Annotated in this window: 11 protein-coding genes; 7 read left to right on the top strand and 4 right to left on the bottom strand. The window is 70.8% G+C overall.

From position 1 onward, the window contains the following. Positions 1 to 498: 498 nt before the first annotated feature. Both OG285_RS04835 and OG285_RS04840 read left to right on the top strand, forming a co-directional pair. Positions 499 to 1,359 carry a helix-turn-helix transcriptional regulator gene (locus OG285_RS04835; protein ID WP_356831299.1) on the top strand — a complete coding sequence of 287 codons (861 nt, stop codon included), beginning with the start codon at positions 499 to 501 and terminating at the stop codon, positions 1,357 to 1,359. Beyond that, a complete protein-coding gene (locus tag OG285_RS04840) occupies positions 1,356 to 1,568 on the top strand; it encodes a DUF397 domain-containing protein (RefSeq protein ID WP_356831301.1) in 213 nt (70 codons plus the stop codon). The genes OG285_RS04835 and OG285_RS04840 overlap by 4 nt, the downstream gene beginning before the upstream one ends. 65 nt (positions 1,569 to 1,633) lie before the next feature. On the opposite strand, the gene OG285_RS04845 is transcribed toward OG285_RS04840, so the two are convergent. Both OG285_RS04845 and OG285_RS04850 read right to left on the bottom strand, forming a co-directional pair. Then, entirely contained in the window at positions 1,634 to 3,376 is a 1,743-nt protein-coding gene (locus OG285_RS04845; RefSeq protein ID WP_356831303.1) for a pyruvate dehydrogenase, read from the bottom strand. Between the two features lie 41 nt (positions 3,377 to 3,417). Next, the gene (locus tag OG285_RS04850; RefSeq protein WP_371790255.1) at positions 3,418 to 4,554 is read right to left on the bottom strand and encodes an FAD-dependent oxidoreductase; all 1,137 of its coding nucleotides are present in this window, start codon (positions 4,552 to 4,554) and stop codon (positions 3,418 to 3,420) included. 104 nt (positions 4,555 to 4,658) lie between these two features. Between OG285_RS04850 and OG285_RS04855 the strand changes: the two genes are divergently transcribed. Continuing rightward, complete coding sequence (locus OG285_RS04855) at positions 4,659 to 5,408, top strand: TetR/AcrR family transcriptional regulator (protein WP_356835047.1); 750 nt, start codon at positions 4,659 to 4,661, stop codon at positions 5,406 to 5,408. 12 nt (positions 5,409 to 5,420) lie between these two features. On the opposite strand, the gene OG285_RS04860 is transcribed toward OG285_RS04855, so the two are convergent. Next, entirely contained in the window at positions 5,421 to 6,944 is a 1,524-nt protein-coding gene (locus tag OG285_RS04860; protein WP_371790256.1) for a protein phosphatase 2C domain-containing protein, read from the bottom strand. 266 nt (positions 6,945 to 7,210) lie between these two features. On the opposite strand from OG285_RS04860, the gene OG285_RS04865 reads away from it, so the two are divergent. From OG285_RS04865 to OG285_RS04880, 4 genes are all read left to right on the top strand, one after another. Next, positions 7,211 to 8,254, top strand: a complete 1,044-nt coding sequence (locus OG285_RS04865; RefSeq protein ID WP_371793450.1) for a helix-turn-helix domain-containing protein — start codon at positions 7,211 to 7,213, stop codon at positions 8,252 to 8,254. A gap of 128 nt (positions 8,255 to 8,382) precedes the next feature. Beyond that, positions 8,383 to 8,865, top strand: a complete 483-nt coding sequence (locus tag OG285_RS04870) for a DUF456 domain-containing protein (protein WP_356835051.1) — start codon at positions 8,383 to 8,385, stop codon at positions 8,863 to 8,865. A gap of 133 nt (positions 8,866 to 8,998) precedes the next feature. Then, the gene (locus tag OG285_RS04875; RefSeq protein ID WP_371790257.1) at positions 8,999 to 11,353 is read left to right on the top strand and encodes a Tat pathway signal sequence domain protein; all 2,355 of its coding nucleotides are present in this window, start codon (positions 8,999 to 9,001) and stop codon (positions 11,351 to 11,353) included. Positions 11,354 to 11,435: 82 nt separating this feature from the next. Then, positions 11,436 to 11,801 (top strand): PPOX class F420-dependent oxidoreductase, encoded by a 366-nt coding sequence (locus OG285_RS04880; protein WP_356835055.1) that lies wholly within the window; start codon positions 11,436 to 11,438, stop codon positions 11,799 to 11,801. A 91-nt stretch (positions 11,802 to 11,892) separates the two neighbouring features. On the opposite strand, the gene OG285_RS04885 is transcribed toward OG285_RS04880, so the two are convergent. Further along, positions 11,893 to 13,224: a DNA-3-methyladenine glycosylase 2 family protein gene (locus OG285_RS04885; RefSeq protein WP_371793451.1), complete on the bottom strand. Its 1,332-nt coding sequence runs from the start codon at positions 13,222 to 13,224 to the stop codon at positions 11,893 to 11,895. Positions 13,225 to 13,294 lie beyond the last annotated feature (70 nt).

Raw genomic sequence — 13,294 nt, forward strand, 5'->3', positions numbered from 1 at the left:
CGCGGCCCGGAGATCTGCGTACGCTCACCCGTACGGCGGTCCACGCGGTAGACGCGAATGCTCAAGTGCGGCACGTGAGAACCCTCTTGGTGTGGGGGTGATCCCTGATTTCAACCGCGACGTCCGACGCGTGCGACGGGTCGTACCCGGGGCTCGTCGGCGCCATCGAATACCGCCAGTCCTTGTACAGCACCCCACACACGCCGCAACCAGCTACCGGCTCAGGCGGGTCGATGAACGGCTCCGATAAATAGACCGGATCGCTCATAGATGTCTCATCCGCCACAATCCACCGCCTCCTCAACTCTGCACGTGATCACTCAGCGTGCCTGGACTGGCACCGTCAGTGTGGCGTAACTTAAGTCGAGAACGCAACCGCAAAATCAAAAACGAAGAATTGCACATTGATGGCGCCGCAGAGTCTGCAACTGTGGAATCCTGTAGCCCTGCCGCTCCATCTGGCGGCAGAATGCAGGGACTTGAAGTGGAGGAGCCGGCATGAGTGAACCGACAGTTCGACGGCGTCGTCTCGGCTCGGAGCTCAGAAGGCTGCGTGAAGAGGTGCATGGGCTGAGAGTTGAGGACGTGGTGGCGAAGTCGACTACCGGCCTCAACTCGTCGAAGATCAGCCGCATCGAGAACGCCACCGTGGGCGTGAAGGTGGCGAGCCTCGACGAACTCCTGAATCTGTACGGGGTGGACGACTCAGAACGTCGGGCGGCGCTTCACGGTCTCGCACGGGACGGTGCCCGTCGCGGGTGGTGGCAGAGCTACCGTGACGTCATTTCTCCGGCATACGCAGACCTGATCAGCCTGGAGTCGGACGCCAAGAGCATGCGGTCGTATCAGACAACGTTGATCCCTGGGCTGCTCCAGACGTCTGCATATGCTCGCGCGACCATCTCGGCCATCAACATGTCAGATACCGCAGAGCGCGTGGAGCAGCTCGTTCAGGTCCGCCAGGCTCGCCAGTCGGTGCTCACACGTCCAAATCCGCTGGAGCTGTGGGCAATCGTTCACGAGTCCGCGCTACACACTCGGCTCCCCGACAAGTCAGTGATGCGGGATCAGCTCCAGCGTCTGTTGGATCTTCAGGAGCTGCCGACTGTGACCATACAAGTACTGCCCTTGGTCGCTCCTCCACACCCTGGGATGGCGGGCTCTTTTACCGTGCTCGGCTTCCCGGAGACAGCGGACCTCGACGTCGTACACGTGGAGAGCCTGACGTCAGCGCTGTACGTGGAAGACCTCGCCGAAGTGTCCGTTTATGGAAGCGGATTCGAGCGTCTTCGCGCCAGTTCGCTACCGTTCGACGAGTCAGCCGACCTCATCGCAAGACTGAAGGACAAGATCACATGACTCACATCGGTAACGCCGCTGCTTCTGGTCTCACCTGGCGCAAGTCCTCGTACAGCGGGGGGCAGAGTGACTGCGTGGAGGTGGCCCACGGCGTCACGTCCGCGATGCCCGTCCGCGACTCCAAGAACCCCGCCGGTCCCGCCATCGTCATCCGTGACACCGCGTGGGGCGCGTTCATTGACGCCGTCGTGACAGACACGCTCGCCTGATCCGCACCACGGCAGAGCCCCCGGCCGGCGAACGGTCGGGGGCTCTGCCGTGGTGTCAGTCCCGGCTACGGCCTCGGCATGTTCCGCAGGTTGGAGCGGGCCATCTGCACCATCCGGCCCACGCCGCCGTCCAGCACGATCTTGGACGCGGAGAGCGCGAAACCGCTGACCATGTCGGCGCTGATGCGCGGCGGGATGGAGAGTGCGTTCGGGTCGGTGACCACGTCCACCAGGGCGGGACCCTTGTGCTTGAAGGCGTCCGTCAGCGCCCCGGCCAGCTGTTTCGGCTTCTCCACGCGCACGCCGTAGGCTCCGGCGGCCCGCGCGATGGCCGCGAAGTCCGAGTGCTGGTGGGTGGTGCCGTACGCGGGCAGGCCGCCCACCATCATCTCCAGCTCGACCATGCCGAGCGCGGAGTTGTTGAAGACGACGACCTTCACCGGCAGGTCGTGCTGCACGAGGGTCAGGAAGTCGCCCATCAGCATCGAGAAGCCGCCGTCGCCCGACATCGCGACGACCTGCCGGTGCCGGTCGGTGAACTGGGCGCCGATGGCCTGCGGCAGGGCGTTGGCCATCGACCCGTGGCTGAAGGAACCGATCACCCGGCGGCGGCCGTTGGGGGTGAGATAGCGGGCCGCCCACACGTTGTTCATTCCGGTGTCCACGGTGAACACGGCGTCGCCGTCGGCTACTTCGTCCAGGACGGACGCCACGTACTCGGGGTGGATCGGGGTGTGCTTCTCGACCTTGCGCGTGTAGGCCTTGACGACACCTTCCAGCGCGTCGGCGTGCTTCTTGAGCATCTTGTCGAGGAACTTGCGGCTGGTCTTCTCCTTCACCTGCGGTGTCAGGGCCAGCAGCGTCTCGCGCACATCGCCCCAGACGGCGAGGTCCAGCTTGGTACGGCGGCCGAGGTGCTCCGGGCGGATGTCGACCTGGGCGATCTTCACGTCGTCGGGCAGGAAGGCGTTGTACGGGAAGTCGGTGCCGAGCAGGATCAGCAGGTCGCACTCGTGCGTGGCCTCGTAGGCGGCCCCGTAGCCGAGGAGGCCGCTCATGCCGACGTCGTACGGGTTGTCGTACTGGATCCATTCCTTGCCGCGCAGCGCGTGGCCCACCGGGGACTTGATCCGCTCGGCGAACTCCATCACCTCGGCGTGCGCGCCGGCCGTGCCGCTCCCGCAGAAGAGCGTCACCCGTTCGGCCTTGTCGATCAGACGGGCCAGCTTCTCGACCTCCGCCTCACCGGGGCGCACCGAGGGGCGCGAGGTGACCAGTGCGGTCTCACCGGTACGGTCCGGGGCAGGGGCGCCCGCGATGTCGCCGGGGAGGGTCACCACGCTGACACCGCTCTGGCCGATGGCGTGCTGGATGGCCGTCTGGAGCAGCCGGGGCATCTGCTGCGGGCTGGAGATCATCTCGCTGTAGTGGCTGCACTCCTGGAACAGCCGGTCGGGATGGGTCTCCTGGAAGTACCCGAGGCCGATCTCGCTGGAGGGGATGTGCGAGGCGAGCGCGAGGACCGGTGCCATGGAGCGGTGGGCGTCGAACAGGCCGTTGATCAGATGCAGGTTCCCGGGGCCGCAGGATCCGGCGCAGGCCGCGAGCTTCCCGGTGATCTGGGCCTCGGCTCCTGCCGCGAACGCGGCGGTCTCCTCGTGCCTGACCTGGATCCAGTCGATGGCCGAGTTGCGCCGGATGGCGTCCACGACAGGGTTCAGGCTGTCGCCGACGACTCCGTACAGGCGCTCCACACCCGCGCGGACGAGGATGTCGACGAACTGCTCCGCAACGTTCTGTTTGGCCATGCCTCCATCAACCCATGGGCGCCACGGTCGCGCCTGCGCTGTTACGCCTTCTCATGCGGCCGGTCCTGTCCGGTGAACATGTTGATCAGGCTGTGGGGTGTGTCGTCGCCGAAGAGCAGCTCGTGGAGCTGGGTGCCGTCGGTGGCGGCTTCGGTGCTGCGGGGGAACATGGCCTGTTCGTATGCGGTGAGGGCGGCTTCGGTGTCGTCGGGGTGTGCGGCGAGGGCCTGGGCGAGTTCGGCGCCGTCGTACATGGCCAGGTTGGCGCCTTCGCCGTTCGGGGCGGAGAGGTGGGCGGCGTCGCCGAGCAGGGTCACGCCCGGCACCCGGTCCCACCGGTGCCCGGCCGGCAGCGCGTGCAGGGTGCGCAGGACCGGCGGGGTCCGGCCGTCAGTGATGAGCGCGGTGAGCTCCGGCGCCCAGCCCTCGAACTCCCCGGCGATCCGTGCCGCGGCCGCGGCGGCATCGGTGAAATCAATACCGGCGAACCATTCCTGCGTCCGGGTGAGTGCCACGTAGGTGTGCAGGGTGCCGCCGTTCTCCCGGTGGGCCTGGATGCCCCTGCCCGGCGCGAGTGCGAACATCGCCCCGCCGCCGACCGCCTTCGCGGTGGCGGGGTGACGGGTGTCGGCGTCGAACAGATAGGTCTCGACGAACGAGACGCCGGTGTACTCGGGCGCGGCGCCGGACAGCAGCGGCCGGACCCGCGACCACGCACCGTCCGCCCCGACCAGCAGACTCGTGACGACGGTGCCACCGTCGGCGAAAACCACCTCGTGACGGCCCTCACCCAGAGCACGGGTGGCGCTCACCTTGTGACCCCACCGGACGGTGCCGGCCGGAAGCGATGCGAGCAGGACCCGCCGCAGCTCACCCCGCAACACCTCCGGGCGTCCCCGTGTGCTGTCGTCGTCGTACAGAACGGTCCCGTCCGAGGCGAGGACGCGTGTGGCCTCGCGGCCCTCCAGGACGAGGCCGCGGAACTCGTCCATCAGGCCCGCCGCCTCCAGAGCCGCCTGGCCGTTCTCCTCGTGGATGTCGAGCATCCCGCCCTGAGCACGAGCCGCAGGGGAGGACTCGGCCTCGTAGACCGTGGCCGGGATTCCGTGGACGTGCAGGACGCGGGCGAGCGTGAGGCCGCCGAGTCCGGCGCCGATGATCGTGACGGGGGTGGGCATCGTGGCTCCTTCGGGATCGAGGCTCCGGTGAGTCCGGCCGACCTCTATGGAATGTCGTTCCAATCCATGTTGGAACAACGCTCCAGACATGTCAAAATGGCGGCATGGCAACGCGGACGCGCCGCTCGCAGCGGCGCACAGAGGCGCTCTCCCTGGAGCGCATCGTCGAGGCCGCCGTCGAGCTGCTCGACGCGGCCGGCGAGGGCGGGCTGACGTTCCGGGCGCTGACCGAGCGTCTGTCCACCGGACCCGGGGCGATCTATTGGCATGTGGCGAACAAGGCTGAGCTGCTCGGCGCCGCGACCGACGCCGTCGTCGCCGCCGCTCTGGCCATCGAGCCCGCCGGGTCCCCGGGCTCACCGCAGGAGGAGATCCGCACTGTCGCGCTCGGCCTGTTCGACGCGATCGACGCACATCCGTGGCTCGCCCCACAGCTCTCGACGCAGCTCTCCCGCAATCCCTCGGGATCGGTGACGCCGCGGATCTTCGAAAGCATCGGCCGGCAGGTCCGCGCACTGGGCGCGCCCGAGGCAGGCTGGTTCACGGCGACCTCGCTGCTGGTGCACTACGTCCTCGGCGCCGCCGGCCAGAACGCGGCGAACACCGCGAACGCCCCCGGGCCCGGCGTGGAGCGCGCCGAGTTCCTCGACACCGTATCGACGGCATGGGAAGGGCTCGACCCCGACGCGTACCCGTTCACCCGGGCCGTCGCGGACCAGCTGCGCGAGCACGACGACCGCGAGCAGTTCCTCGCCGGGATCGATCTCGCCCTCAGCGGCATCACCGCACTCCGGCAGCCGGGTGGACCGGCGGACACCCCACCGGCCAACCCTCCTGGACGGCCGGGCCGGTAACAGCGGCCAGGCCTACGTCTCCCAGACCGCTGCGGCGGTGCGGTCGTCGGCGTACCCCTTGACACGTACCTGGGCATCGGCCAGGAACTCGGCGAGCCCCGGCGGCTCGGTCGGCGCCCAGCGCGCGGCCAGTTCACCGGAGAGCGCGGGCTCGCCGCGCAGCGGTTCGGCGAGGCCCGCGCTGCACAGCAGCAGCGTGTCTCCCGGCCGGGCCACCGACGCACGGAAGCGGAACGGCTCGGCGGACGGCGGCAGCGGGGGCCCGTGTCGTCCGGAGAGCGGCGCCGCCGTACCGAAGTCCATGGTCAGCCGGTCGGCGTCCGGGGCCCAGGACGGCGCGGAACCGAAACCGACCACGGCCTCACCGGCGGTTCCGGAGGGCCCCGGCGGCTCGGGCTCCAGGTCCTGCCAGGCGCCGTCACGGAGGCGGAAGAGCCCGCCGCCCCCGACCCCGAAGAAGACCCGGGTGCGGCAATCGGGATCTCCGGAGAGCAGCAGACAGCGCAGGGACGCCGTGTACTCGTCCGGTTCGAGGCCCAGTTCGGCGGCGCGGGCCCGCAGCTTGCCGAAGCCGCGCCCGGTGAGCCGGTGCAGCCCCGATTTGAGGTCGCCCCTGCGGCCCTCCCTGATGTCCTCGGCGAGCCGCAGCCTGCTGCGTCCGACGGCTGCGCCGATCCACCGGCAGGCGTCGGCCGCAGCCAGGTGCGCCCCTTCCGAAGCCCGGGCACCGCTGGCGACGGCGACCAGCACGAGTGCGGTGTCGCCGCTGCCGAAACGGGCGGTGAGCAGGGCGTCCCTGCGGGGCTCGCCCCGATACCGTGCGGAGTCCCCGCGTACGGAGGTGGCACGCACGGTGTACGAGCCGTAGCAGGCACCGTCGAGGACAGTGTCGGCGACGAGCTCGTCGAGAGCGTCGGGGTGCGCGTCGGGCAGGGCCGTGGGCTCGGCGTCGTAGGTGGGCGGCCCCTCACCCACATGGGCGACGGCGGGGCGCGGGACGGAGGGCGCGGCTGTGGCTGTGTCCGGTGGGGCCGTTGAGGCTGGGGTGGGTACCGGTCCGGCCGGGGGCCTGCGTCGGGGAAGGGGCGGTGGGGCAGCCGGGCCGGCATCCGGCGGGGACACCGTCTCCAGCGGTTCCGCGGCGTCCGGCCCAGTGGCCGCGGGCGTACCACCGCTCCTCCCCCGCTGGAAGGGGATGGTGCGGGAAGGCAGTACGCCGTCCGCGGGTGGTTCCCACGGTGCCCGGTCCGGCGGTTCAGCAACCGGCCGCGGAGCGGGAGCGGGCCGGGACAGCGAGCCCGCCGCGGGCGGCAACTCCGCCTCCGGAACCGGTGGTTCAGGCCGGTCCGCACCAGGCCGGTCCGCACCGGGAGCCGCTCCCCGTACGGCACCCACCGTCCCCGCCGCGGATGCGAAGCGGTCGTCCAGGCTGTCGCCCTTGTCGGCGGTCGCCCGGTCCTCTGCGGTCTCGTCGTACAGCCGGCCCCACCAGTCGTCGGCGGTGGCGGGCTGCTCCTGCTCCCCCTGCTGACTCATGCCCCTATTGTCCATCGATGGGGTGGTCCTGGTACAGGGTGCGCGGAATGGCCCGTTGGGCCACACCGCCCCCCACGGGGGTGCGGCCCAACGGAGTCGCGGAGCGAGCCGCTGCAAACCGCCCGATACGGTCAACCGGACCGGCCCGGAAGGCGGGTTCTGTTACACCAGTTCGAACACCCTGGCAGAAACCGGAGTTGAACGGCGATGATGTGCCGCGGCGGAAACCCGCCGTGACTCAAAGCCGCCACCGGATCGGGGTTCACTTGCTCGGCGTCATAGGTCTGGACGACCTCCAGGAGTCGGCGTACCGCGCACTCGTCGCGCTGGGCGCGGCCGAAGTGGCCGATCTCGCGCACCGGCTCCAGCTCTCCGAGACCGACACGGAACGCGCCCTGCGCCGCCTCGAACGGCACGGTCTGGCCGCGCAGTCGTCGGCCCGGACGGGCCGGTGGGTGGCGGCGCCGCCGGGGGTCGCGCTCGGCGCGCTGCTCACCCAGCACCGCCACGAGCTGGAACAGGCCGAGCTGGCGGCCGCGTTGCTGGTCGAGGAGTTCAGGGCGGAGGCCAAGGAGCCTGCGGTGCTCGACCTGGTGGAGGTGGTCACCGGGGCGAACGCGGTGTCCCAGCGCTTCCTGCAGTTGCAGCTGGGCGCCACCGAAGAGGTCTGCGCGCTGGTGACGGGCGGCCGTCCGCTCGCGGTGTCCGGCGGTGACAACGATGCCGAGGAGCGGGCGGCGACGCGCGGGGTCTCCTACCGGGTGGTGCTGGAGCGGGTCGTGCTGGAGGAGCCGGGCGGGATCGCGGAGCTGGCTGACGCGCTCGGCCGCAAGGAGCAGGTACGCGTCGTCGACCGGGTGCCGACGAAGCTGGTGATCGCGGACCGGAGCCTGGCGATGGTGCCGCTGACCGGGCGGGGCGCGCAGCCCTCCGCGCTGGTCGTCCACGAGAGCGGTCTCCTGGAATCACTGCGGGGACTGTTCGAAGCGGTGTGGCGGGAGGCGCTTCCTCTGCGGCTTGGCCGGAGCGGCGAGGTCGCCGAGGACGGCGAGCCCGGCCCCGACGCCACGGATCTGCAGATCCTCTCGCTGCTGCTCGCCGGGATGACGGACGCGAGCGTCGCCAAACAGCTGGAGCTGGGGCTGCGGACGGTGCAGCGGCGGGTGAAGGGCCTGATGGAGCTGACCGGGGTCACCACCCGGCTGCAGCTCGGCTGGCACGCGTACGAGAAGGGGTGGGTCGCCAGGACGCCCGACCGGAACACGCCGGGCCGGAACACGCCGGCCGACTCCGCCGACGGGGGCGGCTGACCGGGGCGGGGCGACCGCACCCCGCGCACCTGCCGGGTGCCCGCACCCGATCCGTACACCCGGCCGGGCCTGCGGCCGGGGCCCGGCGCCGCGCTGCGGGAGACGGTCGCTTACTGCACGCTTGGCAGATGAGTCTGTGGCAGCTCGTCGCGGTCGGCCTGGTGATGCTGCTCGGCCTGGTGGGGGTCCTGGTTCCCGGTGTGCCGGGGCCGGCGATCGTGTGGGCCGCCGCCGCGTGGTGGGCACTGACCGACACGACCGGCCTGGCCTGGGGCATTCTCGCCGGCGCGACCGCGCTGCTGCTGCTGAACCAGGCGCTCCGTCCGCTGCTGCCCACGCGCCGCCCGCGTGAGTCCGGGGCACCGCGCAGGACGGTGTACACGGGCGGGGCGGCGGGCATCGTGGGCTTCTTCGTCGTGCCCGTGCTCGGCGGTATCGCCGGTTTCATCGGAGGGATCTACGGGGCGGAGTGGGCACGGCTCGGCAGCCACCGGGCCGGCTGGGCCTCCACCCGTACCGTCATGCGGGCCATCGGGACGGCGGTTCTCGTCGAACTGCTCGCCTGCCTGAGTGTCACCGGCGCCTGGCTCGGCGCGCTCATCTGGGGCTAGCACGCAACGGACCCCACGGACTCGCAATACATGGGATCTCTCCCGACTCATTGACGCACCTCAGCGCCCTGTCTACCTTTCTCCGGGGGATAGCTCGGATGATTTCTTGGGTTACGAGCCGCCGGGAGGCGTCATGGCCGCTGTACCTGAACCACCGAAACGACGCACCGTTCTCGCCACCGGCACCGCCGTCGGCGGCGCCCTGCTCACCGGGGGCCTGACCGCCGTACCCGCGCGGGCCGCCCCGGAGAGCTCCATCACGACGTCGCCCGGCCTCACGCCGACCGCCGTCCAGTCGTCGGACGACAGCTGGAAGGCGATTCTCGACGACGCCGACCTCGTCTGGCAGCGGATGCCGCAGACCTGGTACGAGGGCCCGTACCTCGGCAACGGCTACCTCGGCTCGGGCATCTACGCCGAGCCCGGCAGGAACGCGGTCCGCTTCAACGTCCAGCACTCCGAGGTCACCGACCACCGCCCCGAGTTCGGCTCGCTGTTCGGCCTCGCCCGGCTGCCCATCGGCTACTTCACCCTGGAGCCGGTCGGCACCATCACCGCCCTCGACTGGCGGCTGGGGCTGCGCGACGCCGAACTGACCGGCACGCTGACCACCGACCGAGGCACCCTCACCCTGCGCGCCCTGGTCCACAACTCGCTCTCCGTGCTGGCCGTCGAGATCACTCCGACCAAGGGCGAGAAGAACTTCCGCTGGGTCTTCCACCCGGCCGAGGCGATCAGCCCGCGCGCCGCGTCGAAGCCCCTCCCCGACGGCTACACGGCCAACCCGCCCGCCGTGACCGAACAGCACAGCGGGGTGACGGCCGCCGTGCAGCCGCTGCTCGCGGGCGGCCGGCACGTGACCGCGTGGCAGGAGCGCACCCACGGCGCGCGGCGCACCCTGTACGCCACCGTGGCGCACTCCCACCCGCAGAACACCGCCACCGACCGGGCCGTACGGCTGATCCGCGGGGTGGCACCGGTCCCCTTCGGCGTACACGCCCTCACCCACCGCGCCTGGTGGCACCGCTACTACCGCAAGAGCTTCGTCTCGGTACCCGACGCCCGCATCCAGCGCTTCTACTGGATCCAGCTCTACAAGGTCGCATCCGCCGCCCGCGCCGACGCACCCGTCATGGCGACGTCGGGACCGTGGCTGGAGCCGACCCCCTGGCCCAACACCTGGTGGAATCTCAACGTCCAGCTGGAGTACTGGCTGATCCACGGTTCGAATCATCTGGAACTCGACGCGGTGACAAGGGCGTTGGGCGAATTCCGGGAGAACCTGTCGAACCAGCTGGCGGCTCCGTACCGGAAGGACTCGGCCGGCATTCCGCGCACCACCGACCCCCAGCTGGTCAACGGGGCGGCGGTCGCCAACGGCGGTTACGGCGTGGGCATCCCCGGCGAGGACCCGCCGACGCCCGAGGTCGGCAACCTCACCTGGGCGCTGCACAATGTCTGGCTGAGCTACCGCCACACCATGGACGAGCGGATCCTGCGCGACACGCTCTTCCCGCTGCTGCGCAAGGCCGTCACCTATTACCTGCACTTCCTGACCCCGGGCAAGGACGGCAAGCTGCATCTGCCGGCCACCTTCTCACCCGAGTACGGGGTCGACGCGCCGGACACCAACTACGACCTGATGCTGCTGCGCTGGGGCTGCCGCACCCTGGTCGATTCTGCCGCCACCCTCGGCATCAGGGACCCGCTGAAGGAACGCTGGCAGGAGGTGCTGGCCAGACTGGTGCCGTACCCGGTCGACGAGAACGGCTTCATGATCGGCTCGGGCGTCCCCTTCGCCATGTCCCACCGTCACTACTCGCATCTCCTCGCGGTCTACCCGCTGTACGAACTGACCGGCCGCACCCCGGACGAACGCGCGCTGATCGAGAAGTCGCTGGCCCACTGGGTCGGCTTCGAAGGGGCCCTCCAGGGCTACACGTTCACCGGCGCCGCCTCGATGTCCGCGCTGCTCGGCAAGGGCGAGGACGCCCTGAAGTACCTCGGTGAGCTGATGACCCGCTTCATCCAGGCCAACACGATGTACAAGGAGTCAGGCCCGGTCATCGAGACTCCGCTGTCCGCGGCGCAGTCGCTGCACGACATGCTCTGCCAGTCGTGGGGCGGTGTGGTCAGGGTCTTCCCCGCGGTCCCGGCGGCCTGGCGCGACCTCGTGCTCCACGACTTCCGGACGCAGGGGGCGTTCCTGCTCAGTGCGGTCCGGGAGAAGGGGGTGACCCGCTGGGTGAGGGTGACCAGCGAGGCGGGCGCTCCGTGCGCCGTGCGCCACGGGATCGCGGGTCCCCTCGACGTACGCGACGGCCACGGGCACACGCTGCGGTACGAGGACACGGGCGACGGCACCGTCGTCATCGCTCTCCGCAGGGGCGAGTCGGCGCTCATCACCGCGGCGGGCGACCGCCCGGATCTGACGGTGCGGCCGGTCGCTCCGAACGAGCAGGCCGCCCGCTGGGGTCTGCCCGCCTGATCCAGCGGGTGCCCGGGGCCTTCCGTCCGGCTCCGGCCGCGCCGCCGATGCGGTGGCGGGGTCCGCGCGCGATGCTGGGCACATGAGTGAATTCACCGATGCCGAACGCGCGTATCTCGCCACCCAGCGCCTGGGGCGGCTGGCCACCGTCGACCCCAGGGGGCAGCCGCAGGCCAACCCCGTCGGCTTCTATCCGCAGGAGGACGGGACGATCCTGATCGGCGGGTACGCCCTCGGCACGACAAAGAAGTGGCGGAACCTGCAGGCCAATCCGAAGGTCGCGCTGGTCGTCGACGACGTGGTGAGCGTGCAGCCGTGGGCGGTGCGCGGGGTGGACATCAGGGGTGAGGCCGAGCTGCTGACCGGGCCGCACGAGCTGGGCCCGCACTTCAGCGACGAGCTGATCCGCATCCACCCGTCGAAGATCCACAGCTGGGGCCTGGAGTGACCGGTGGACACTCCCCCGGCGTACAACCGCCCTGCTGCTCACGGCTGATCGGGCGCTGGAGCTGACCGGGGTGCTCACGCCGGCCGGGTACTCACGGCTGATCGAGCCACAGGTGGCGCTGCGCGTACGAGCGCCAGGGCCGCCAGATCTCCCCGCCGGGCTCACCGGTGAGCGGGACGTCCGGGTCCCCCAGCGCCCGCATCCGGATCAGCGCCGACGTCCGCAGGGTCATGCCGGGCAGGCCGAGAAGCGCCTGTTCGGTCTCGTCGCGGTCGGCTCCCGGGTCGAGGCGTACGCCGGAGACGGCGCCCAGTGAGGGTTCGTCGTCGAGGAGTTCGGCCGCTGCGGGGAAGAGGTGGGTGAGTCCGCCGCAGGGCTGGTCGAGCGCTGTGCCGTAGCGCTCGACCAGCCACTGCGACTTCTCCCGCCCGGCCAGCGCCCGTACCGCGAACTCCTCGGACTCCGCGGTAGCGGGCGAGCGCAGCCCCGGACGGCGCGCGACGAGCGGCGCGAGGCGCGGGTCGGCGGAGAGGCGTTCGTCGATGGCGTACGGGTCGGCGTCCAGGTCGAAGAGCCGGCGCAGCCGCTGTACCGCGGTGGTCAGGTCCCGCAGATCGGTGAGGTGGATCCGCGCGTCCAGCCAGCGCCCGGCCGCCCGCTCACCGACGGCGGCGATGCCCGAGCCGTACGGGAGCCGCAGGGTACGCCGGTAGGTGCGGGAGCCGGGCTTGCCGAGTATCTCCTCGATGCGCGGGATCGCCTCCCGCGCCAGCAGGTCGAAGACCTCCCGTGCCGCGTAGCGGCCACGGTGGGCGAGCCGCAGCGGGATACCGGCTGCCGTCCCGGCGGGGGCACCAGGTACCGAGGTGACCGCCTCGCCCCGCAGCTCGCTCGGCGTGCGGGCGTAGATCTGCCGGATGGTGTCGTTGAACTGCCGCACGCTCGCGAAACCGGCGGCGAACGCGATCTCCGTGACGGGCAGCCGGGTGGTCTGGAGCAGGACGCGCGCGGTGTGCGAACGCTGGGCGCGGGCCAGCGCGACCGGGCCCGCGCCGACCTCGGCGGTCAGCTGCCGCTGGACCTGCCGGGTGCTGTAGCCGAGCCGTACCGCGAGGCCCGGCACACCCTCGCGGTCGACCACCCCGTCGCCGATCATGCGCATCGCGCGGCCGACGACGTCGGCACGGACGTTCCAGGCGGCAGAGCCGGGGACGGCGTCCGGCCGGCAGCGGCGGCAGGCGCGGAACCCGCCGCCCTGGGCAGCCGCCGCCGTCGGGTAGAAACAGACGTTCCGGCGTTTGGGGGTCACCGCCGGACAGCTGGGCCGGCAGTAGATCCCGGTGGTGCGCACGGCGAAGAAGAACTCTCCGTCGAAACGCGCGTCGCGGCTGCTCACCGCCTCGTACCTGGTCTCTTCATCCATCACGGAGACCAGTGTGCCCCGGGCCCCGGGCCGCGGCCGGCGGGAAACGGACAGCGCGCCCGGGGCCGGG

It is taken from the genome of Streptomyces sp. NBC_01471 (assembly GCF_041438865.1).
Classification (GTDB): Bacteria; Actinomycetota; Actinomycetes; order Streptomycetales; family Streptomycetaceae; genus Streptomyces.

What these genes read in the sequence shown, in the direction of transcription:
- OG285_RS04835 (WP_356831299.1), top strand. Translation starts at nt 499, where the DNA reads ATGAGTGAACCGACAGTTCGACGGCGTCGTCTCGGCTCGGAGCTCAGA.
- OG285_RS04840 (WP_356831301.1), top strand. Translation starts at nt 1,356, where the DNA reads ATGACTCACATCGGTAACGCCGCTGCTTCTGGTCTCACCTGGCGCAAG.
- OG285_RS04845 (WP_356831303.1), bottom strand. Translation starts at nt 3,376, where the DNA reads ATGGCCAAACAGAACGTTGCGGAGCAGTTCGTCGACATCCTCGTCCGC.
- OG285_RS04850 (WP_371790255.1), bottom strand. Translation starts at nt 4,554, where the DNA reads ATGCCCACCCCCGTCACGATCATCGGCGCCGGACTCGGCGGCCTCACG.
- OG285_RS04855 (WP_356835047.1), top strand. Translation starts at nt 4,659, where the DNA reads ATGGCAACGCGGACGCGCCGCTCGCAGCGGCGCACAGAGGCGCTCTCC.
- OG285_RS04860 (WP_371790256.1), bottom strand. Translation starts at nt 6,944, where the DNA reads ATGAGTCAGCAGGGGGAGCAGGAGCAGCCCGCCACCGCCGACGACTGG.
- OG285_RS04870 (WP_356835051.1), top strand. Translation starts at nt 8,383, where the DNA reads ATGAGTCTGTGGCAGCTCGTCGCGGTCGGCCTGGTGATGCTGCTCGGC.
- OG285_RS04875 (WP_371790257.1), top strand. Translation starts at nt 8,999, where the DNA reads ATGGCCGCTGTACCTGAACCACCGAAACGACGCACCGTTCTCGCCACC.
- OG285_RS04880 (WP_356835055.1), top strand. Translation starts at nt 11,436, where the DNA reads ATGAGTGAATTCACCGATGCCGAACGCGCGTATCTCGCCACCCAGCGC.
- OG285_RS04885 (WP_371793451.1), bottom strand. Translation starts at nt 13,224, where the DNA reads ATGGATGAAGAGACCAGGTACGAGGCGGTGAGCAGCCGCGACGCGCGT.